21 protein-coding genes and 1 pseudogene are annotated in these 21,508 nt (G+C 61.1%); 16 read left to right on the forward strand and 6 right to left on the reverse strand.

Annotated features, from left to right (window positions below; translation table 11 throughout):
- Positions 1-64 precede the first annotated feature (64 nt).
- Positions 65-958, reverse strand: a complete 894-nt coding sequence (locus BFR47_RS01530) for a LysR family transcriptional regulator (protein ID WP_071471429.1) — start codon at positions 956-958, stop codon at positions 65-67.
- A 185-nt stretch (positions 959-1,143) separates the two neighbouring features.
- Here BFR47_RS01530 and BFR47_RS18405 point away from each other — a divergent pair, with 185 nt between their 5' ends.
- Both BFR47_RS18405 and BFR47_RS01535 read left to right on the forward strand, forming a co-directional pair.
- Positions 1,144-1,293 (forward strand): hypothetical protein, encoded by a 150-nt coding sequence (locus BFR47_RS18405; RefSeq protein WP_245748749.1) that lies wholly within the window; start codon positions 1,144-1,146, stop codon positions 1,291-1,293.
- Positions 1,287-2,183: a YeiH family protein gene (locus BFR47_RS01535; protein ID WP_245748750.1), complete on the forward strand. Its 897-nt coding sequence runs from the start codon at positions 1,287-1,289 to the stop codon at positions 2,181-2,183. Before BFR47_RS18405 ends, BFR47_RS01535 begins: the two co-directional genes overlap by 7 nt.
- 74 nt (positions 2,184-2,257) lie before the next feature.
- Here BFR47_RS01535 and BFR47_RS01540 read toward each other — a convergent pair whose 3' ends face one another.
- Genes BFR47_RS01540 through BFR47_RS18415 form a run of 3 tightly spaced genes read right to left on the reverse strand, consistent with a single transcriptional unit; the run spans position 2,258 to position 4,206 of the window.
- Positions 2,258-3,289: a Gfo/Idh/MocA family oxidoreductase gene (locus tag BFR47_RS01540; protein ID WP_071471430.1), complete on the reverse strand. Its 1,032-nt coding sequence runs from the start codon at positions 3,287-3,289 to the stop codon at positions 2,258-2,260.
- Positions 3,290-3,301: 12 nt separating this feature from the next.
- Positions 3,302-3,811 carry a substrate binding domain-containing protein gene (locus BFR47_RS18410; protein WP_245748751.1) on the reverse strand — a complete coding sequence of 170 codons (510 nt, stop codon included), beginning with the start codon at positions 3,809-3,811 and terminating at the stop codon, positions 3,302-3,304.
- Complete coding sequence (locus BFR47_RS18415; protein WP_245748752.1) at positions 3,802-4,206, reverse strand: LysR family transcriptional regulator; 405 nt, start codon at positions 4,204-4,206, stop codon at positions 3,802-3,804. The genes BFR47_RS18410 and BFR47_RS18415 overlap by 10 nt, the downstream gene beginning before the upstream one ends.
- A 158-nt stretch (positions 4,207-4,364) precedes the next feature.
- On the opposite strand from BFR47_RS18415, the gene BFR47_RS01550 reads away from it, so the two are divergent.
- From BFR47_RS01550 to BFR47_RS01570, 5 genes and pseudogenes are all read left to right on the forward strand, one after another.
- Positions 4,365-6,065 carry an L-lactate permease gene (locus tag BFR47_RS01550; RefSeq protein ID WP_083398964.1) on the forward strand — a complete coding sequence of 567 codons (1,701 nt, stop codon included), beginning with the start codon at positions 4,365-4,367 and terminating at the stop codon, positions 6,063-6,065.
- A 73-nt stretch (positions 6,066-6,138) separates the two neighbouring features.
- A pseudogene (locus BFR47_RS01555) lies at positions 6,139-6,911 on the forward strand ((Fe-S)-binding protein).
- Positions 6,901-8,319, forward strand: a complete 1,419-nt coding sequence (locus tag BFR47_RS01560; RefSeq protein WP_071471432.1) for a LutB/LldF family L-lactate oxidation iron-sulfur protein — start codon at positions 6,901-6,903, stop codon at positions 8,317-8,319. Before BFR47_RS01555 ends, BFR47_RS01560 begins: the two are co-directional and overlap by 11 nt.
- Positions 8,319-8,972 (forward strand): LutC/YkgG family protein, encoded by a 654-nt coding sequence (locus BFR47_RS01565; protein ID WP_071471433.1) that lies wholly within the window; start codon positions 8,319-8,321, stop codon positions 8,970-8,972. The genes BFR47_RS01560 and BFR47_RS01565 overlap by 1 nt, the downstream gene beginning before the upstream one ends.
- A gap of 66 nt (positions 8,973-9,038) precedes the next feature.
- Positions 9,039-11,840, forward strand: a complete 2,802-nt coding sequence (locus tag BFR47_RS01570) for an FAD-binding and (Fe-S)-binding domain-containing protein (protein ID WP_071471434.1) — start codon at positions 9,039-9,041, stop codon at positions 11,838-11,840.
- 24 nt (positions 11,841-11,864) lie between these two features.
- On the opposite strand, the gene BFR47_RS01575 is transcribed toward BFR47_RS01570, so the two are convergent.
- A complete protein-coding gene (locus BFR47_RS01575) occupies positions 11,865-13,664 on the reverse strand; it encodes a hybrid-cluster NAD(P)-dependent oxidoreductase (protein WP_071471435.1) in 1,800 nt (599 codons plus the stop codon).
- Positions 13,665-13,761: 97 nt separating this feature from the next.
- Here BFR47_RS01575 and BFR47_RS01580 point away from each other — a divergent pair, with 97 nt between their 5' ends.
- On the forward strand, positions 13,762-14,112 hold the full coding sequence (locus tag BFR47_RS01580) for a RidA family protein (protein WP_071471436.1): 351 nt from the start codon (positions 13,762-13,764) through the stop codon (positions 14,110-14,112).
- 70 nt (positions 14,113-14,182) lie between these two features.
- Here BFR47_RS01580 and gdhA read toward each other — a convergent pair whose 3' ends face one another.
- Positions 14,183-15,535 (reverse strand): NADP-specific glutamate dehydrogenase, encoded by a 1,353-nt coding sequence (gene gdhA, locus BFR47_RS01585; RefSeq protein ID WP_071471437.1) that lies wholly within the window; start codon positions 15,533-15,535, stop codon positions 14,183-14,185.
- Positions 15,536-15,750: 215 nt separating this feature from the next.
- On the opposite strand from gdhA, the gene BFR47_RS18420 reads away from it, so the two are divergent.
- Genes BFR47_RS18420 through BFR47_RS01620 form a run of 8 tightly spaced genes read left to right on the forward strand, consistent with a single transcriptional unit; the run spans position 15,751 to position 21,503 of the window.
- The gene (locus BFR47_RS18420; RefSeq protein WP_245748754.1) at positions 15,751-16,131 is read left to right on the forward strand and encodes a GspE/PulE/PilB domain-containing protein; all 381 of its coding nucleotides are present in this window, start codon (positions 15,751-15,753) and stop codon (positions 16,129-16,131) included.
- A complete protein-coding gene (gspE, locus tag BFR47_RS01590) occupies positions 16,128-17,465 on the forward strand; it encodes a type II secretion system ATPase GspE (RefSeq protein ID WP_245748755.1) in 1,338 nt (445 codons plus the stop codon). Before BFR47_RS18420 ends, gspE begins: the two co-directional genes overlap by 4 nt.
- A 1-nt stretch (position 17,466) precedes the next feature.
- Positions 17,467-18,681, forward strand: a complete 1,215-nt coding sequence (locus tag BFR47_RS01595; RefSeq protein WP_071471438.1) for a type II secretion system F family protein — start codon at positions 17,467-17,469, stop codon at positions 18,679-18,681.
- An 18-nt stretch (positions 18,682-18,699) separates the two neighbouring features.
- Positions 18,700-19,128, forward strand: coding sequence for a type II secretion system major pseudopilin GspG (gspG, locus tag BFR47_RS01600; protein ID WP_071471439.1), 429 nt, complete (start codon positions 18,700-18,702; stop codon positions 19,126-19,128).
- On the forward strand, positions 19,097-19,555 hold the full coding sequence (locus tag BFR47_RS01605; protein ID WP_071471440.1) for a GspH/FimT family pseudopilin: 459 nt from the start codon (positions 19,097-19,099) through the stop codon (positions 19,553-19,555). The genes gspG and BFR47_RS01605 overlap by 32 nt, the downstream gene beginning before the upstream one ends.
- Positions 19,548-19,949, forward strand: a complete 402-nt coding sequence (locus BFR47_RS01610) for a type IV pilus modification PilV family protein (RefSeq protein WP_071471441.1) — start codon at positions 19,548-19,550, stop codon at positions 19,947-19,949. The genes BFR47_RS01605 and BFR47_RS01610 overlap by 8 nt, the downstream gene beginning before the upstream one ends.
- On the forward strand, positions 19,946-20,611 hold the full coding sequence (locus BFR47_RS01615; protein WP_071471442.1) for a prepilin-type N-terminal cleavage/methylation domain-containing protein: 666 nt from the start codon (positions 19,946-19,948) through the stop codon (positions 20,609-20,611). The genes BFR47_RS01610 and BFR47_RS01615 overlap by 4 nt, the downstream gene beginning before the upstream one ends.
- Complete coding sequence (locus tag BFR47_RS01620; RefSeq protein WP_071471443.1) at positions 20,601-21,503, forward strand: type II secretion system minor pseudopilin; 903 nt, start codon at positions 20,601-20,603, stop codon at positions 21,501-21,503. Before BFR47_RS01615 ends, BFR47_RS01620 begins: the two co-directional genes overlap by 11 nt.
- Positions 21,504-21,508 lie beyond the last annotated feature (5 nt).

The following is a 21,508-nucleotide window of genomic DNA, read 5'->3' on the forward strand; positions in this document are numbered from 1 at the left end:
CACCAGTACGGATGGATGCCTCAGCCCGGTCGGCAGCTCCTGCTGACCGGGTGACTGCCCCCCGCTAGGTGACCGTCTGGCAGATCTGTTGCCAGCACAGCGCCACCTGTTCGGAGCGAAAGGGTTGCCGGCAACACAGTTCGATATCCAGCCGTACCCATGCCGACAACGGCAATTCCACCAGCCGTCCCTGCGCCAGCTCTTCCCGGACCAGACTCGCCGGCAAAAAGCTGGCGCCGTCCCCCTGCAGCGCCAGCGCCTTGAGCCCCTCGCCCAGGGCATTTTCGCATACCGGTCGCCAGGCTTGTTCACTCAGGGCCGGCAGGCATTTACGCTGGACAAGATCGCCCAGAAACGACGTTGGCGGATACAGCAGCAACCGCAACGGTTGTGCGGTCGACAGCCCGTGCAAGGGAAGTCCATCGGCATCGGCCGCCGACACCAGCACCATGCGATCCTGCCCCACCACCCGTCGTTCCACATCGGGACGCTTCAGCTCCGGGCTCACCTCGTCACAGGAAAAACACAGCAGAAAGTCGACCGAGCCGGCCATGAACTGCTCGAGGGCATCCTGATAATGACCGGTATTCAGGCGGATCAGGCTGTCTCCCAGTTGCGGACGCAGGCGGTGGATCCAGCCGGGAAAGAAGGTCACCGCCAGCGAAGGCTGGGCCATGAAATTCAGGCTGTGATGTTCGTTCAGGCTCTGACGCAACTGGCCACGGATACCGTAAATCTGGGACAGCAACAGCCGGGCCTGTTCCAGAAAGTTTTCACCCGCGGCGGTCAACACCATGGGATGGCGATCTCGCTGCACCAGCGGCACCCCCATCCAGTTTTCCAGTGAACGAATACGCCGGCTGAACGCCGGCTGGGTCACAAAGCGGACTTCCGCTGCCTTGGAAAAATTACCCTGCTCGGCCAGGGCAACAAAATCGTGCAGCCATTTGCTTTCCATGCATCACCCGTTAATCGCTTGATGCCGCATTGTATGCAGAAAAGTAACGGGGCCGCTATAAAAAGGCATTAGATCCCCCCATTGCCGACTCATACCATGGACTTATCAAGGCCTCCTATAATATCCGCGTGCAAAGCGAACCGTGGGAGCGCCGTCAACCTAGACTAACAGCAAGGACGGAACACATGGCTGTGGAAACCGGTAACCAGGTGGTGGGTATGTTGCAACAGATAGAAAAGGTGAGAAAACGCTACTTTCCCGGGGTATGCGTAGCGGTCACCATCGGTATCGCCGCCAGCTCCTGTCGGAACATTACGGTGCTCCCGCCATGCTGATGGCGCTGCTGCTCGGATTGGCATTCAATTTTCTGAGTCAGGAGTCCGTCTGTCTGCCCGGGCTGGAGCTTTCCGCCAAGACGGTGCTTCGCCTCGGTGTGGCCATGCTCGGGCTGCGCATTACCTTCAGTGACGTGCTGACCCTCGGCTGGTCCCCCCTGCTGATGGTGTGCTCGGCGGTGGTACTGACCATCGGTTTTGGTGTGGTCATGGCACGCCTGCTGGGCTTTTCGTCCTCCTTCGGTACCCTCACCGGCGGCTCGGTCGCCATTTGCGGCGCTTCGGCGGCCATGGCCATCAGCAGCGTGCTGAAACAGGACGAACAGGCCAAGCGCGATACCCTGTTCACCGTGATCAGCGTCACCACCCTCAGTACCCTGGCCATGATCTTCTATCCGATGATCAGCAGCAGCCTGGGTCTGACCCCGCAGGAAGCCGGGCTCTTTATCGGCGCTACCATTCACGACGTGGCCCAGGTGGTCGGCGCCGGCTACAGCATGTCCAGCGAAGTGGGCGATCTCAGCACCTTCGTCAAGCTGTTGCGCGTCGCCATGCTGGTGCCCATCGTGATGACCATCGGCATCCTGATCCGTCGGGCCGCCCGCCAGAGAGGTGAAGATCAGGGCAGCAAGGGCGTGGCCATTCCCGGTTTTCTGCTCGGCTTTGTGGCCCTGTTCATTCTCAACAGCCTGGGCTGGATCCCGAGCAGCATCAGCCAGCCGCTGGCCGGCAGTTCTTCCTGGCTGCTGCTGACCGCCATCGCCGCCCTGGGCGTGCGTACCCAGCTCAAGGACATTCTCTCGGTGGGCTGGAAACCGGTGCTGCTGGTGATACTGGAAACCCTGTTTATCGCCGCCCTGATCATCGCCTATATCCTGATTGGCAAATAAACCGAACCAAGCATTCGACACCCAGTAAAACTAAAACGGCGACCCCAGGGTCGCCGTTGTCATTGCTGCCGAGCCTAGCCGAAGCTGGTGGCGGTCAACGGCAGGGTGCGTCCCTCCGTCGAGCTTTTTTCGGCCAGGTTGATGATATTGAGGCCATCCAGCGCATCCTGCATGGTCACCGGCAGCGGGCCCTCACCACGAATGGCCTTGGCGGTGCCCTCATAGAAATAACGATACCCCCCGATTTCCGACTCGATCACCTGCGGCTCATCATCGGAATAGAAGATGCCGTAATCGGATTCGGCTTCCTTGGCCAGATAGGGCGAGTCCGGCACTATGCCGTCCTGCAGCCGCTCTTCCTGGGGATCGAAACCGCGCTTGATGTAACAGCCGCGCTCGCCCTGCAGCTTGAAGCGCAGGGTCGGTCCCGGATGATAGGGGCTGGAATGCAGCAGCACTTCCTTGTCGGAATAATGCAGCTGCACATGGAAGTAATCGGTCACCTCGGATCCGGGCCGCATCGACAGGCAACGCGCAGTCACCGCCAGTGGCTTGCCGAACAACACCAGCACCTGATCCACCAGGTGCCCGCCCAGATCGAACCAGACACCGGCCCCCACCCCGGGCTTCTCTTCCCGCACCCGCGGCCGGAAGCGGTCGAAGTGGGACTCGAAGCCGTGAATGGGCCCCAGGGTCTCGTCGGCCAGCAGTTTGCGCAGGGTGAGAAAATCGCTGTCCCAGCGGCGATTATGAAAGGGGATCAGGCACAGCTTGTTGCTATCGGCCAGCCGCATCAGCTCGGCGCCTTGGTGCAGCTGGGTAACACAAGGGTTTTCCATCACCACGTGCAGCCCCAGGTTCAGCGCCTTGCGACCCAGCTCGTAATGCACCTCGTTGGGCGCGGTGATCACCACCAGCCGGGCGCCGGATTCGGCCAGCATCTGATCCACGTCGGTATACACCTTCACCTCGGGCCAGTCTTTCGCCGCCCTTTCCGGCTTGGAGGTACTGATGGCCACCAGCTCGAATTCGGGCAGACAGTCGATAAAGGGCAGATGGAAAATACTGGCGGACTGGCCGTAGCCAATCACGGCGGTCTTAATCATGGGTCAACCTCGTTAAAAGTAATGCTTGATATCCATGTAACGGGAACGGATATACTCGATCAACAGCTTTATTTTGCGCGGTGGCTGGCGACTGTAGGAGTAGACGGCATAAATCCCCAGTATCTTGCCGACCTGCCGGGGTAACAGCTCGACAAGCTGCCCGGACTGCAGGTCGGAGTAAACCAGACAACGGGGCACGTACGCCAGGCCATGGCCAGCCAGGGCCGCCCTGCGCAGGGCGGCGGCATTGTTGGTGGAAAAGTTGCCGCTCACCCGCAGCGGATAAACTTCGCCATACCGGTTGAACAGCCAGTCACGGGCCCCGCTCTCCTGATAGCTGTAGATAAGACAGTTATGCTCTAACAGATCCTCCGGCACCTGGGGCTTGCCACGGCGACTAATATACGCAGGAGCGGCACAGATGGTCCAATGTGAATCCAGGATATGACGCGCGATCAGGTTGGAATCGTCCAGGTGCCCGGTACGAATCACCAGATCATACCCCTCTCCAATCAAGTCCACGAAACGATTCTCCAGCGACATATCCACCGAAATAGCCGGATGCAGTTCACAAAATTCGCGACCGCCTCCGCCAGCAACAACTCGCCGGAAATGGTGGGAACCGACATCCTGATATGCCCCTGCAGCGACTGGCTGTAGCCGGTAACGGCGTCAAATGCTTCCTGAGCGGCCAGTGCCACCAGGCGGGCACGCTGGTACAACACCTGTCCGGCCTCACTCAGCGTCAAGCGCCGCGTGGTGCGGTGGATCAGGGTACTGCCCAACTCCTTTTCCAGCCGGGCGATACGCTTGCTCACCACCGAGTTGGTCAGGCCGTTGGCGTCGGCCGCCTTACTGAAGGAGCCTAATTCAACCACCTGGGCAAACAGAATCAGATCATCGGTTTTCGGCATCATTCATCCACTTTTGGAAACAATTGGTTTCATTAAATCTATATATCCACAAAAGACAAGGGGATAAAGTTACATCACGTTAACAACCCGGTCACCATCCTGCTCTAGAGTAAGAGTATGCCTGTGATGGCCACCAAGACATAATCAAGGAAGGAACCGTTATGCTGAATGATTCCCTACTGGCACTGCTGGCATTTTCGCCCATCGTGCTCGCCGCCATTCTGCTGGTCGGCCTGCAATGGCCGGCCAAGCGCGCCATGCCCCTGGCATTTATCCTGACCGTGCTCGTCGCTCTGCTGGTATGGGACATGAATGGCACCCGGGTGATCGCCTCCAGCCTGCAGGGGCTGGCGATTTCCATCTCGTTGCTGTGGATTATCTTCGGCGCCATCCTGTTGCTGAATACCCTGAAGCATACCGGCGCCATCACCACCATTCGCAACGGCTTCACCGCCATCTCACCGGATCGCCGCATCCAGGCCATTATCGTCGCCTGGTGCTTCGGCTGCTTTATCGAGGGCGCCTCCGGCTTTGGTACTCCCGCCGCCGTGGCCGCGCCGCTGATGGTGGCGCTGGGCTTCCCGGCTCTGGCGGCGGTACTGATGGGCATGATGATCCAGAGCACACCGGTGTCGTTCGGTGCCGTGGGCACCCCCATCATCGTCGGCGTGACCAGCGGCCTGGATAACGCCGCCATCAACACCACCCTGACCACCGCCGGCTCCGGCTGGCAAGACTATCTGCAAACCGTGACCAGCAACGTGGCGGTCACCCACGCCATCATCGGCATCCTGATGCCCCTGTTCATGTGCATGATGCTGACCCGCTTCTTCGGCAAGAACAAGAGCTGGAAAGAAGGCCTCGACATACTGCCGTTTGCCATCTTCGCGGGTCTGGCCTTTACCGTGCCTTACGCCCTTACCGGTGTTCTGCTCGGCCCGGAATTTCCTTCTCTGGTCGGCGGCCTGGTGGGTCTGGCCATCGTCGTCACCGCCACGCGTAAAGGCTTTCTGGTCCCCAAGAGCTCCTTCGAGTTCCCGGAAGAAAAAAGCTGGCCGGCAGAATGGCTGGGCTCGCTCACCATTAACAAAGAAGATCTGAAACAGCACCCCATCGGACTGGGCCTCGCCTGGTTCCCTTATCTGCTGCTCCCGGTGCTGCTGGTACTGAGCCGCACCAGTGACAGTTTCAAGGGCCTGCTCACCAGCTGGAGTATCGCCTTCAACAATATTCTGGGCGAAGCCGGTATCAGCGCCAGCATCCAGCCCCTGTACCTGCCCGGCGGCATTCTGGTGTTCGTTTCCCTTGTGGCGGTATTGAGCCAGACCCGCTCGCTTGCCGCCTTCGTCCCGGCCGTCGCCGAGTCTTCCCGCACCCTGCTCGGCGCCGGCTTCGTGCTGATGTTCACCGTGCCCATGGTGAGGATCTTCATCAACTCCGGGGTCAACGAGGCCGACATTGCCAGCATGCCGGTGATGACCGCCAAGGTTGCCGCCGACCTGGTCGGTGATTTCTTCCCGGCCATCAGCGGGGTCATCGGTGCCCTGGGGGCCTTTATCGCCGGTTCCAATACCGTGTCCAACATGATGTTTTCCCAGTTCCAGTTCGAGGTCGCCCAGACGCTGAACGTATCCACCGCCATGGTGGTGGCGCTGCAGGCGGTGGGAGCGGCGGCCGGCAACATGATCGCCATTCACAACGTGGTCGCGGCCTCGGCCACCGTCGGCCTGCTCGGTCGGGAAGGCACCACCTTGCGCAAGACCGCCCTGCCCACCCTCTACTATCTGGTGGCCCTCGGCGTCATCGGCATGATTGCCATCTATGGACTGGGTATTTCGGATCCCCTGCTGAAGTTGTCTTGAGTTGCGTTGCCTGCCGGTCGGCACCAGACCGGCAGGCAACAGCTAAAACAGTGTTATTTGAAGGAATTGCCTTATGTCGTCAGCTATTCGCATCTATCCGGCCAAGCCAGAAAAGGTATATGTCTACGCCACCTGCCTGGTGGACATGTTCTCCCCCCGGAGCGGGATGGATGCCATCCGTCTGCTGGAACTGGCCGGCGTCGAGGTCATCTATGTGCCCAAGCAAACCTGCTGCGGCCAGCCGGCCTATTCATCCGGCTACGAAGATGACGCCAAAACCACGGCCCTGAGCCAGATGGCACTGTTCCCCGCCCCCTGGCCGGTGATCGTGCTGTCCGGTTCCTGCGGCGGCATGATGCACCATCACTACCGCCGGCTGTTCGCCGGCAGCGAGCAGGAAGCGGTGGTTAACCAATTTTGTGATCGGGTATTCGAACTCACCGAGTTTCTGGTGCAGGTATGCCGCATCCGGCTCAGCGATCAGGGCCCGGCCACCTCGGTGGTATTGCATACCTCCTGCGCCGCCCGCCGGGAAATGAAAGTTCACAACACCGCCCGCCAGCTGTTGAGCCAGCTGGAGCGTGTGGAACTGCGTGAACAGGCCTACGAAAGCGAGTGCTGCGGCTTCGGCGGCACCTTCTCGGTGCGCCATCCGGCGATCAGCGAAGCCATGGTGCAAGACAAGACCCAACACCTGAGCGAAGCTGGCGCGGAGCAGCTCATCAGTGCCGACTGGGGTTGCCTGCTCAACATCAACGGCGCCCTGGAATATCAGGCAAAGCACTCAAAGGGACACACTTGGCCACCTTCCTGCTGAGCCGGCTGGAGGGACATCATGCACAATAAACCCCAGCTGTTTCATCCCCAGGCCGAGGCCGCCCTGGCCAATCCCGAACTGCGCGCCAACTTCCGTGGCGCCATGGACTATCTGCGCGACAAACGCCAGACCGCCTTCGCCGATCCGGATGAAGAAAGCGCCATCCGCGACCGGGCCGAAGCCATCCGTCAGCGCTGTCTGAGCAAGCTGCCGGCACTGCTGGAGCAACTGGAAGCCAATTGCATCGCCAACGGCATTCGGGTGCACTGGGCCGAGAACGCCGAACAGGCCAATGCCCTCTTCGCCGACATCATCCAGTCTCATGGCGGCACCCAGGTGGTGAAAGGCAAGTCCATGGTGAGCGAAGAGATCGAGCTGAACCACGCCATGGCGAAGGAAGGCATCGACTGCCTGGAAAGCGACATGGGCGAATACATCGTCCAGCTCGGCGACGAGACCCCCTCGCACATCATCATGCCCGCCATCCACAAGAACAAGCAGCAGGTAGCGGACCTGTTTGCCGAGCACGTGCCCGGCTTCAAACACACCCTGGACGTGGATACCCTGATCCGGACCGGACGTAATGTGTTGCGCGAGAAATTCCGTAGCGCCCACATCGGGGTGTCGGGCGTCAACTTCGCGGTGGCCGAAACCGGCACCCTGTGTCTGGTGGAAAACGAAGGCAACGGGCGCATGTGCACTACTGTGCCCGAGGTACATATCGCCATCACCGGTATCGAAAAGGTGGTGGAGTTTCTGGCCGACGTACCGCCGCTGTTCAGCGCTCTCACCCGCTCGGCAACTGGCCAGACTATTACCACCTACTTCAACATGATCAGCGGCCCCCGCAAGCACGACGAGCTGGATGGCCCCAGAGAAGTGCATCTGGTGCTGCTCGACAACGGTCGCAGCCAGGCCTTCGTGGACGAAGAAATGCGCAAGACGCTGCAGTGCATTCGCTGCGGCGCCTGCATGAATCACTGTCCGGTCTACACCCGCATCGGCGGCCATGCCTATGGCACCGTCTATCCCGGCCCCATCGGCAAGATTATTTCGCCCCACCTGATGGGGCTGGAGGCGACCCGGGAGCTGCCCACCGCCTCCAGTCTCTGTGGCGCCTGCGGCGAAGTCTGCCCGGTACGTATTCCCATTCCCGAACTGTTGCAACGGCTGCGGCGCGAGGCCAAGCAGGAGCCCCGCCCCGGGGTACCGGTACTACGCGGCCAAAACTCCGCCAGCAGCAATACCGAGGCCTTTATCTGGCGCAGTTTCGGCCTGCTCACCCGCACGCCTGCGCTGTACCGCGTGATGAGCTGGTGCGCCACCCGCCTGCGCGGCCTGATCCCGAGCAAACTGGGCCCCTGGACCCGTTGCCGCACCGCCCCCAGACCCGCCGCCAGAACCCTGCGTGAACTGATGGCCGAGAGGAACAAATAATGTCGACCGCCCGCAACGCCATACTCAACCGACTGCGCCAGGCAGAGATCAAGCCGCTGCCGGTCAATAATCCGGACTACCCGGTCTGGGATAACACCGACCGTAGCGCCATGCTGACCCGGTTGACCGAACTGCTGCAGCAGAATCACGCCGAGGTACTCAGACTGAACCGCGCTGAACTGATCACCACCCTGAAGACCCGGATAGAACAGATGGGACTGAAACGTATCGCCACCGGCACCGGCGGAGACTTTCATGCCGAGCTCACTGAGGCCCTGGCCGACTGCGCCGAACAGCGGCTATTCGACCAGTCGCTGGAGCAGTGGAAAGACGAGCTGTTCAACCGGGTCGATGCCGGCATTACCGGTTGTCACGGCGCCATTGCCGCCACCGGCAGCCTGGTACTCTGGCCCGGGCCGGCAGAACCTCGTACCCTGTCACTGGTGCCGCCCTGTCATATCGCCATTCTCAAGGCCTCGACCCTGTACCCCAACCTGCCGGCGATGATGGCCGACCAGCACTGGGCCGGCGCTATGCCCACCAACCTGCTGCTGGTCTCGGGACCGTCCAAGACCGCCGATATTCAGCAAACCCTGGCCTATGGCGCCCACGGACCCAGCCAGCTACTGGTGCTGATCCTGGAGGATGCCTGATAACCGATGCCTGATGACGACGCCAATACCGAAACCACTTTTAGTTCTGATGCTAGAGGACCTTTGATGGAACATCGTTACCGCCTGCTGCTTGATGCTCTGGCCCAGTTTCTGCCCGCCGAGCGAATCATTACCGACAGCTCCCTCTGCCTGGCCTACGGTACCGACGCCAGCTTTTACCGCCTGTTGCCCAAGATGGTGTTGCGCCTGAGCAGCCTGGAAGAAGTAGTGCGGGTGTTGCAGCGGTGTGGCGAGTACCAGGTTCACTGCACCTTTCGCGCCGCCGGCACCAGCCTGTCGGGCCAGGCGGTGTCCGACTCGGTGCTGATCACCCTCACCGACGACTGGCGCCAGCACCACATTCTGGACGACGGCCATAGAATAGCCCTGCAACCCGGCGTGATCGGGGCCGATGCCAATAAATACCTGGCCCCCTTCGGCCGCAAGATAGGTCCCGACCCGGCGTCCATCAACAGCTGCAAGATAGGCGGCATCGCCGCCAACAACGCCTCGGGCATGTGCTGTGGTACCGCCCAGAATTCCTATCGCACCCTGGATGGCCTGAGTCTGGTGCTGGCCGATGGCACCACACTCGATACCCGGAATGAACAAAGCCGGGCCCGCTTTGCCGAACAACAGCCGGCGCTGCTGGCCGGCCTGCGGCAACTGGCGGAAGAAACCAGGGCCAACCCCGAACTGGCCGAGCGTATTCGTCACAAGTACCGGCTCAAGAACACCACCGGTTACAGCCTCAACGCGCTGGTGGACTTCGAAGACCCCTTCGACATCCTGGCCCACCTGATGATCGGCTCGGAAGGCACCCTCGGCTTTATCGCCGAAGTCAGTTACCACACGGTGCCCGACCATCCGTTCAAGGCGTCCTGCCTGCTGGTTTACCCGGATATCGAAACCACCTGCCTGGCGGTGACCGAACTGGCCCACACCTCGGTGGCGGCGGTAGAACTGATGGACGGCCGGGCATTGCGCTCCATCGCCGACAAGGCCGGCATGCCGGCCTTTGTCAGAGATCTGGATCTGGAAGCGGCCGCCCTGCTGATTGAAGTGCATGGCGAAAACGAAGCCCAGCTGCTGGCGCAGTGCGAGCAGGCGATGACGACGGTGGCCGGATTCGAGCGATGCAACGAAGTTCCCTTCACCCAGGACAAGAAGGTCTGTGCCAGCCTGTGGGCCATGCGCAAGGGCATGTTTCCGGCGGTCGGTGCGGTGCGTGAAACCGGCACTACGGTGATCATCGAAGACGTGGCGTTTCACGTGGAACAACTGGCGCCGGCGGTACGCAGCTTGACCGAACTGTTCGACCGCTTCGGCTACGATGAGGCCATCATCTTCGGCCATGCCCTGGCCGGCAACCTGCATTTTGTGTTCACCCAGGGCTTCGACTCCCAGGAAGAACTGGATCGCTACGGCGACTTCATGGACGCGGTGGCCCAACTGGTGGCGGTGGAGTATCAGGGCTCGCTCAAGGCCGAACACGGCACCGGTCGCAACATGGCCCCCTATGTAGAACTGGAATGGGGCAAGGAAGGTTACGCGCTGATGCAACGCATCAAGGCGCTGCTGGATCCCGCGGGTATCCTCAATCCGGGAGTCATCCTCAACGAGGACCGGCAGTCTCATCTGAAAAACCTCAAACCTCTGCCCGCCGCCGACGACATCGTCGACAAGTGTATCGAATGCGGCTTCTGCGAGGCGGTGTGTCCGTCCCGGGATCTGAGCCTGACGCCGCGCCAGCGCATCGTGCTCTATCGTGAACTGCAGCGCCGGGAGGCCGACGGCGACGCCATCGACGACTCGCTGCAGCGGGTATTTGAATATCAGGGACTGGACACCTGTGCCGCCACCGGCCTCTGCGAACAGCGCTGCCCCGTGGGTATCAACACCGGCAATCTGGTGCGCAAGCTGCGTACCGCCCGCTACCGGAAATTCGAGTCCATCGCGCGCTGGAGTGCCGATCACTTCACCACCACCACCAAAGCGGTGGCCATCGGTCTGAACAGCGCCGATCTGGGCCGCAGGCTGCTGGGGAATGGCACCATGAGCAGCCTGAACCGGGGTCTGCGCAAGCTGAGTCATGACAAGGTGCCGCTGTGGTTGCCGGAAACGCCGGCCGCCAACCGGCATCGACCACAGGCTTCGGATCAGGGGCGGCCCAAGGTGGTGTATTTCCCCTCCTGCGCCAGCCGCACCCTCGGCCAGTCGCCGGATGCCCGTGACCGCCGGTCGCTGACCGAAGTCACTCAGGCGGTACTGGAAAAAGCCGGCTTCGACATCATATTGCCCCGGGATCTCAACAACCTGTGTTGTGGCATGCCTTATCAGAGCAAGGGCATGAGCGGAGTGGCCGACGACAAGACGCGCGAGCTGGAGGCGAGCCTGTGGCAGGCCTCGGAGCAGGGCCGCTGGCCGGTGCTGATGGACACCAGCCCCTGCGCCAAACTCGGTCAGGACGGCTTTACCCTGCCACTCAGGATCCATGAACCGGTGACCTTTGTGCTGGAGCAGGCGATGGACAGGCTGACGCTGACACCGGTGGAAGAAACCGTGATGCTGCACATCACCTGCAGCAGCCGGCGTATGGGGCTGGCCGACAGGATGCTGGAACTGGCCCGGCGCTGTGCCACCGAGGTGGTGGTGCCGGAACACATCGAATGCTGCGGCTTTGCCGGCGACAAGGGATTTACCACTCCGGAACTCAACGCCGCCGCCCTCAAGCCATTGAAGGAGCAGATACCGGCCGGCTGCACCCGCGGGGTCAGCAACAGCCGCACCTGCGAACTGGGCCTCAGCCACCACAGCGGCATCAACTACGAGTCCATTCTCTACCTGGTGGATGCAGCGAGTCAGTAATGATGTGAGGTTACGTTTTACTCGTCACAACAGGGTGACATCCGACAGGGGCACACAGCAGCAGGTCAGGATCACCCCGGCTGCTCGCTCCGCCGCCGACAAGGCCGGGGCCTCGGGCTGATCCACCTCGCCGGATGCGAGGGTCTGCTTGCAGCTGCCGCAGATGCCGGCCCGACAGGACCAGGGCAGGTTCATGCCCTGTCCTTCCGCCTGGGTCAGCAAATCCTGCCGGTTGTTGCCGACAAATTCCCGTTCACCGATACGAATATTCAGGCTTCGTGTTTCACGTGAAACAGTCTCGCTTTGCGGACCGGCAAAATACTCCTGCTGCAGCATGCCCACCGGTACCCCCAGTGCCAGCAGCCAGCTGCGCGCCTGCTGCATGAAACCCGCCGGGCCACAGAGATAGACCCGACGTTGCTGCAAGGCCGGCACCGTTGCCAGCTGGGCCAGGGTAAGACGACCACCCTCGCCCCGCTCCGGCCGGGTCAGCACAAACTCCAGCTGCAGACCAGGGTGCTCGGCGGCCAGCTGTTCCAGTTCGCCTCTGGCGGGAATGTCGGCTTCACTGCGGCACACATGAACGAACACCAGATCCTGCAACTGCTTCCTGTCCGCCAGCGCACGCACCATCGACAGCATGGGCGTGACACCGGAGCCGGCGGACAACAGCAGATAACGCGCGGCCGCTTCGAGGGTAAAGTCACCGGCCGGCTCGTGCGCCAGCAGCTCGCAGCCCGGCTGCAATGTCTCGGCCAGCCAGTTGGAGACCCGGCCGTCGGGCTGGCGTTTCACGCTGATAGCGTAACGACCCGGGCGGGTCGGACTGGAACTCAGGGTGTAATAGCGCAGCTGCCGCTGCCCGTCTATGTCCAGGGCCACCGGCAGGTGCTGACCCGGCTGGTAGTCGCTCAGCGGCTTGCCGTCTGCCGCCTCCAGCCAGTAGGTGTCCATGTCCCGCGCCAGAGGCTCGCGGGCCACACACCGCAATGGCCGGCGCCTGGGCGCCGTATCCGGATAAAGGGGCGCCGATGCGTATTCCAGCACCTCTATTTCGTCGTCCAGCCGGATCTCGCCTTCATTGAGCGGCACCAGGTTCTGACCGAAATAGACCTCGCCGTCCCCGCCCCGCCGATAACGCAGCAACGTGGCCAGCGGTTCCTTCATGCGGTTGAAGTGTTCACTACCCGGTTCTATGGTAGTCATCACACAGCGGCTGCAGGGCTTGGCCACCACAAATTCCACCGTGCCGATACGGATGCGCCGCCAGCCATCTTCCTCGAATGGCCGGCTGCCCCTCACCACCAGATTGGTACGAAACTGGGACATTTCCAGCCGGGCATCGGCACGCAGATTGAGATCGGCGAGCGAGGCTTCCGAAATCAGCAGCAGCGGGTAGCCGTCGGCAAAGCTGACCGAGGTATTCAGCTTGTCCCGGTAACGGCCCGATTGTTCACCCACCCAGAGTAACTGCACCGGTTGTTCCAGGATCTGGCTGAACCAGGCGTCATAGTCCGGGTGCGTACTCCAGGCGGTAAATTCATCGCCCCACACCGCCGTGGTGACCGGCTGCTGCCCAAACTGCCGCTGGCGTACCGCCAGCTGCTTATCGCGGTACCGCAGATCCAGACCACCGGATACCGGCGTCACCACGATGGACTGGATGCGAGGATGGGTACGGGCGGTCACGAAGCTGCCGTCGGGCCTGGCCAGCATGTAGCGGCGATCACCGCCCAATCCCTCGCGGGAGACCCAGGCCTGCTCCACCCTGACCGCCGCCGCCGATTTAATCGGATAAAGATTCAGTCCCGTGATCACCGCCATATAATTTCACCTTGCTCATCACAATCAGTTTACAACCGCAGTTCAATCGGTAAGGTTTGATACATACTGCCATTTTCATCGTTATAACGGAGTACAAATGACCATCGAACGTCAGCAGATTGGCCAGCGCATGAGCCGTATCGTCAAGCACAACGGCACCATCTATCTGTGCGGCCAGGTCTGCAAGGATGCCACCAAGGACATCACCGAGCAAACCGCCACCATGCTGGAAAAAGTGGATGAGCTGCTGCAGGAAGCCGGTTCCAGCCGCGAGCATATACTGTCCGCCACCATCTACCTGAATACCATGGCCGATTTTACCGCCATGAACGCGGTATGGGATGCCTGGGTGCCGGAAGGTCATGCCCCGGCCCGTGCCTGCGTGGAGGCCGCCATGGCCCGTCCCGAGCTGCTGGTGGAAATTTCGGTGGTCGCAGCCGAACGCTGAGTTTCTGGCGCCACAAAAAATAAAAGCCCGGAATACCGGGCTTTTAGACGTTGATAAAGCGGATGCTCGCTTACACTACGCCTTGCTCAATCATGGCGTCGGCTACCTTGCGGAAGCCGGCGATATTGGCACCCAGCATCAGGTTGTGGGGTTTGCCAAACTCGGCCGCGGTTTCGCTGGCACTCAGGAAGATGTTCTTCATGATCACCTTCAGCTTCTCGTCTACTTCCTCGAAGCTCCAACGCTGCATGCTGGCATTCTGCGCCATTTCCAACTGACTGGTGGCCACACCGCCGGCATTGGCGGCCTTGCCCGGTCCGTAATGGATTCTGGCATCCAGGAACACTTCTACCGCATCCTGGGTGGAAGGCATATTGGCCCCTTCCGATACTCCGATACAGCCGTTGGCGATCAGTGCCTTGGCATCGGCTTCGCCAAGCTCGTTCTGGGTGGCACAGGGGAACGCCAGATCGGCAGGCAGGCGCCATACCGCGTTACCATCGGCCGGATAGTCGGCGACCGGAATGAAACGGGCATCCGGATGCGCGGTCAGATATTCGTTCAGACGCACCTTGCGCACTTCCTTCAGATCTTTCAGGGTATCCAGATTCACACCGGCTTCGTGATAGATGGTGCCACTGGAATCGGAGCAGCTCACCGGAACCGCACCCAGTTGATACAGTTTCTCGATGGTATAGATGGCCACGTTGCCGGCGCCGGACACCAGGCAGCGCTTGCCGGACAGAGTGTCGCCCTTGGCTTCCAGCATGTACTGGGCAAAATAGACACAGCCGTAACCAGTCGCTTCCTTGCGAACCAGAGAACCGCCCCATAGCAGGCTCTTGCCGGTAAAGACACCGTCGTAATTGCCGGTCAGGCGCTTGTACTGGCCGAACATGTAGCCGATTTCGCGGGCACCCACGCCGATATCACCGGCGGGCACGTCGGTGGTCGGGCCGATGTGACGATACAGTTCGTTGATGAAGGACTGGCAGAAACGCATGATTTCGCCGTCAGACTTGCCCTTGGGATCGAAGTTGGCACCGCCCTTGCCGCCGCCGATCGGCAGACCGGTCAGGGCATTCTTGAAGATTTGTTCAAAACCGAGAAACTTGATGATGCCGGCGTTAACGCTGGGGTGAAAGCGCAAACCACCTTTATAGGGCCCCAGGGCCGAGTTGAACTCGATGCGATAACCCTTGTTGACCTGCACCTTGCCCTGATCATCAACCCAGGGAACGCGGAACATGATCTGGCGCTCGGGCTCGATCATCCGCTCGATAATGGAATGCAACTGATACTTTTCACTGCTTTCCAGGATGGGCTGCAGCGAGTCCAGTACCTCCTCCACCGCCTGATAGAATTCTGCCTGAGCCGGGCTGGTTTTCTTGAGTTTGGCAATGGTGTCATGAATATACGTCACGATGTCTTCCTTGTTATTTTTAGAATAACTTTCTCTCGGGTACATGCTGAGACCCGGCGCTATTGAAATATGGATGTCATATTCGGTCAATGGCATAAAGTAAATAAAAGACAGAATATTTATTCATTCCCGGCGTTTATTTCGGCGCAATTCACTTGGCCAGCGATCGCTTAAAGCCGTCTATGCTTGATCCGAGGTACAGGGAGAAACAGCGGATGGATACGAAAGAGTCTCTTTTTGCGGTCGACGATACACAACTGGGACAAGCCCTGATAGAGCAGGGACACATCTCGGATAAAGAACTTGCCCGCCTGGAGCGAATGCGCCAAACACAGACCGACAGCGGCTCGCTGACGGCGTTGCTGTTGAATCTGGGCATGATATCGGAACGCGAGCTGGCCAGATGCCTGTCCGATCTGACCCGACTGCCGCTGACCTCCACCGAGGACTACCCGCTTTCTTCTCCTCTCGACATCGAGCTGCCCTACCGATTCCTGAAAGAACATCACCTGGTGCCATTGCGGCAGGAGAAAGATGAACTGGTGCTGGCCATGGTCGACCCCAGAGACGACTTCTCCGTTCGCGCCATGGCATGATGTGCCAGCAACCGGTGCGGCTGCAGGTGGGAGTCAGCTCGGAAGTCACCTCTACCATCGAGCGTCTCTACGGTGAAGGGCAGAGCAAAATGGGCGATATCCTCTCTGCGGTACAGCAGGAGGAAGAAACGGAAGAAAGCATCGCCCAGCTCAAGGACATGGCCAGCGAGGCACCGGTGATCCGCCTGGTCAACCTGATCATCCAGAAGGCGGTGGATCTGCGCGCCTCCGACATTCATGTCGAGCCGTTCGAAAACCGGCTCAACATCCGCTACCGCATCGACGGCGTGCTACAACAAAGCGAAGCCCCGCCGGTAAACATGACCCCGGCCATTATCTCCCGCATCAAGATCATGGCCCGGCTCAATATCGCCGAGCGACGCCTGCCCCAGGATGGCCGTATCGAGCTCAAAATACAGGGCATGGAGCTGGATATCCGGGTCTCCACCGTCCCCACCATGCACGGCGAAAGCCTGGTCATGCGACTGCTCAACCGGGAGAGTGTCATTCTTGATTTCGATGCCCTGGGATTTTCCGAACACACCAAACGGCGCTTTCAGCAGGTATTGAAAATCCCCCACGGCATGGTGATGGTGACCGGCCCTACCGGCAGCGGTAAAACCACCACGCTCTACACCGCCCTCAACCAGCTGAATACCACCGAGCTCAAGCTGATCACGGTGGAAGATCCGGTGGAATACCAGCTTGAAGGGGTCAACCAAATCCACGTCAAGCCGGCCATCGGGCTGACCTTCGCCAGTGCCCTGCGCTCCATCGTTCGTCAGGATCCCGACGTCATCATGGTCGGGGAAATGCGGGATCTGGAAACCGCCCGTATCTGCGTGCAGTCGGCGCTCACCGGACACCTGGTGCTGTCGACCCTGCACACCAACGACGCCGCCAGCAGCGTCACCCGACTGCTGGAAATGGGCGTGGAAGACTACCTGCTCACCTCCACCCTCAACGGAGTAATAGGGCAGCGGCTGGTACGGGTGCTGTGCGCCCACTGCAAGGAGCGCTACCAGCCATTGCCGGAGTTGGTGCGAGAACTGAAGCTGACACCGCTAAACCCGGGTGAGTCCATTCATCTGCACAGGCCCGTCGGCTGCCCCCACTGTGCCGGCACCGGCTACCACGGTCGTCTGGCCATTCAAGAGCTGCTGGTCATGAACGACGACATTCGCAAACTGGTGCTGAGCCATGCCGACGCCGGCAAGATTCAGGAGGCGGCCATCCGCAACGGCATGACCACCATGTACGGAGACGGCCTGCACAAGGCCCTGCACGGCATCACCAATATCGAAGAGGTGATTCGGGTCACCCAGGGGGCATGAGGTGGCGCTGTATTATTTCAAGGCGGTGAACCAGAATGGCGAGCCTCAGGAAGGCCGGCTCGAAGGACAGGACCAGCAGGCCATAGTGCGGCAGCTGCAACAGCGGGGGCTGATCCCGCTCAGCGTGGTGCAGGATGCCGGACAAAGCCATTCAGCGGGGACCGGCTGGCTGCACCGACGGCGCACCGGCGAGCGCCAGATCCAGGCCCTGACCCAGGATCTGGCCGCCCTGCTGAAGGCCGGCATCCCCCTGGAACGGGCCCTGGGCATCATGATCCAGGTGCGCGGTCAGACCGGCGATATTCGTCTGCTCGGCCAGATCCGCGAAGGCATTCAGCGTGGACAAGGCCTGTCGGTGGTACTGGCCGAACAGGGGGAGGACTTTTCTCCCTTCTATCTGAACATGATCCGGGCCGCCGAAATCTCCGGCAACCTGGAGCAGGGGCTGGCCGAGCTGGCAGTCTACCTGGAGCGCAGCCGTCAGCTCAGGGAAAAAGCCCTGTCGGCTCTGATTTACCCCATCATACTGGTGCTGGTATCGGCGGTATCGCTGCTGATCATCCTGACCTACGTCATCCCCCAGTTCCAGCAGCTGTTTGCCGACATGGGGCAGACCATGCCGTTGTCTACCCGTATCGTGATCGGCAGTGCCGAGTTTCTGCGTGACATGGGGCTGTGGCTGCTGCTGGCCCTGTTGCTGGCGTTGATTGCCGGCCAGCGCCTGCTGGCCAGGCCCGAGCCACGCCTGGCCTGGGACAGCTTCAAGCTGCGCCTGCCCCTGGCCGGAGAGCTGATCCGCCGGCTGGAAGTCGCCCGCTTCAGCCGCAGTCTCGGCACCCTGATGAAAGGCGGGGTCCCCCTGCTCAACGCACTCACCATTGCCCGGGACACGGTAGGCAATCACCTGCTGGCCCGGACCCTCGGCGAGGCGGCCAGCAGCCTGAAGGAAGGCAAGCGACTGGCCGATCCGCTGCAGGCCTCGGGCCAGTTTCCACCACTGGCGATACAGATGATCCGGGTTGGTGAAGAAACCGGCCAGCTGGAAGACATGCTGCTGAAGGTCGCCGACCGCTATGACCGGGAAGTGGAAAATGCCATCCAGCGGATGCTGACCATTCTCGAGCCGGTGCTGATTGTCGGCCTCGGCGTGCTCATCGCCGGCATCATCATCTCCATTCTGGTCGCTATCCTCAGTATCAACGAATTGCCCATATAGGCATATAGGGAGGTAAAGGTGCGTTATCAACACAAAACGTCATGGCAGGGTTTCACCCTGCTCGAACTGCTGGTGGTGCTGGTGATCCTCGGCCTGCTGGCCAGTCTGGTCGGCCCCCAGGTCCTGCGCCAGCTCAGCGGCTCCAAGACCAAGACCGCCTCCCTGCAGATCAAGGAACTCGGTACGGCGCTGGATCTGTACCGGCTGGAAGTAGGCCGCTACCCCACGACCAGCGAAGGGCTCAATGCCCTGGTCAGCGCCCCGGCCAACGCCCGGGGCTGGAACGGCCCCTATCTGACCAAGAAGACCATTCCTCAGGATCCCTGGGGCAACGACTACCAGTATCGCGCCCCCGGACAACAGGGGGAGTTCGATCTGTTCAGCCTGGGCGCGGACAACCAGCAGGGAGGCAGCGGTGAGGATCAGGACGTGGTCAGCTGGGAATAATCCACACCAAACGGGTTTTACCCTGCTGGAACTGCTGGTGGTGCTGACCCTGGCCAGCCTGCTGCTGGCCGTGGCCATGCCCCGCTTCGCCGCCCTGCTGCCGGGAGCCGAGCTGAAAAGCTACAGCCGGCAAACCGCCGCCCTGCTCAGGCTGGCCCGCAGCCAGGCCATTGCCACCGGTGATGAGGTAAGGGTGGAGCTCGACCCCGATGCCCGCCATTCCCGGATGACCGGGCGGCAAAAAGCCTCTCCCTGGCCGGAACAGATAGCAGTGTCATTCGATGGCATCATTGATAACGATGATACCGGTCCGGTGTTCTATCCGGATGGCAGCGCCAGTGGCGGCACCCTGCACATCGCCGGCAACGGGCGGCACTACCGGATCGACGTGAACTGGCTGACCGGCCGGGTAAGCCTCCATGACTAGACAACACATGTTCATACAACGGGGATTTTCACTGCTGGAAGTGCTGGTGGCCTTTACCATACTGACCATCACCCTGGGGGTGCTGCTCAATATCTTTTCGCTGGCCATTCGTACCACCCAGTCAGCCCAGCAGCAGCAGAAAGCCATGCTGCTGGCGGAGTCGAAACTGACCGAACTGTATGCCGGCACCACACTGCAACCGGGCCGCGAGCAGGGCTGGTTTGACGACCACTACTGGTGGGAAACCCGAGTCGAGGAATTCGATACCCGGGAGCTGATGGACAACCAATCCCTGCTGCTCCCCTATCGGCTGTCGGTGGTGGTGGGCTGGGGTATCCATGACCGGCACTACCAGCTCACCACCCTGCGACTGGTCAGGCAGGAGGCCAGATGAAGCGGCAACACGGCTTTACCCTGCTGGAACTGGTGGTCTCCCTGACCCTGCTGACCCTGCTCTCGGGGCTGATGTTCGGCGGCTTTCGGCTCGCTGGCAGGGCCTGGGAAACGGTCGGCGAGCGTAATGCCGACATCAGCGAGCAGGTACAACTGCAACTGTTTTTGCGCAATCTGCTGGAGCAGGCAGAGGCGCGAGAGGTGCCGAATCAACGGCAGGCCCCGCTGCTGTCCTTTCAGGGAACCGAGCAATCGCTGGTGTTTCTGGCCCCGCAACCCCGGCGACTGAGCACTTCCGTCGAACCGGTCTGGTTCTATCTGGCACTGGACCAGTCCGATCCCGATCACCCGGTTCTGTCGCTCAAATCACAGCCACTGGTTGTTGAAACGGAGCCGCAGGAGCAGGCGCCGGCCTTCGACTGGTACCGGCTGCTGGACGACTTTCGCCAGCCGGAGCTGATCCCCCCCCTGCTGGAACTGGAGATAGCGTCATTCAGCCTGCATTACCTGCCGGCAGAAGAGCAGAACATACCGACCTGGCAACCCGAGTGGCTGGAGCAGGATCAACTGCCAGCCCTGATCCGCCTGCAGCTGGGTCCGGACTGGCCGCCCCTGGTGGTCGCCTCCCGCCGGCACCGTTACGAGATCAAGGATGAATATTGAACGCAACCGGGGCATAGCCCTGATCAGCGTGCTGTGGGTATTGACCCTGCTGACCCTGCTGGCCACCGGCCTGTCTTTGAACAGCCGCAGCCAGGCCCGGCAGAGCGGTAACATCGCTCATGCCGCCCAGGTTCGCCATGCCGCCGATGCCGGCGTGCAACTGGCGCTGCTGATGCTGGCGCAACCGCAGGAGCAGCAACCCTGGCTGGCCGATGGTAGCCCCTATCTGATCCGGCTGGACGACATCGATGTTCGGGTGGCCCTGTTCAACGAAAACGGTCGCATCGACCTCAACGCCGCCGGTCCCGAGCTGCTCGACGGCCTGCTGGCCACCGCCGGGGTGGACGACGACCTGCGCGCCCGGCTGGTGGATGCCATCATGGACTGGCGCGACGGCGACGATCTGCGCCGGCTCAACGGGGCCGAGGCTGACGACTACCTGGCTGCCGGCCTGGATTACGGCCCGAGCAACGCCCCCTTCCGAACGGTGGACGAAGTACTGCGCGTGCTGGACATGACGCCCGCCATTTACCGGCGGATCCGGCACAGTCTGACCCTGAAAAATCCGCGCAACAGCATCAATCCGCTTTACGCCCCGCGCCAGGTACTGCTGGCGCTGCCGGGCACCGACGAGGTCACCGTCGATCAGTTTATCGCCGACCGGCGCCGTAATCATGCAGCCGGTCAGCCCTTGCCCGCCACGGATATGTTCCCCCGCGCCTTGCTCTCTGGCGGCTCATCGGGGGTCAACTACACTGTTCATACAGAAGCTCGAATGAATACAGTTTATCGCTACCGGCTGACAGCCAGCCTGCTTAACCGTCGCGGTCAACCCATTCTGGAACAGATAACACAGGAATTCATCCCGCTGTTCACCGAGCCGGACGCCTAACGGAG

The organism is Oceanisphaera psychrotolerans (assembly GCF_001870485.1).
GTDB lineage: Bacteria > Pseudomonadota > Gammaproteobacteria > Enterobacterales > Aeromonadaceae > Oceanimonas > Oceanimonas psychrotolerans.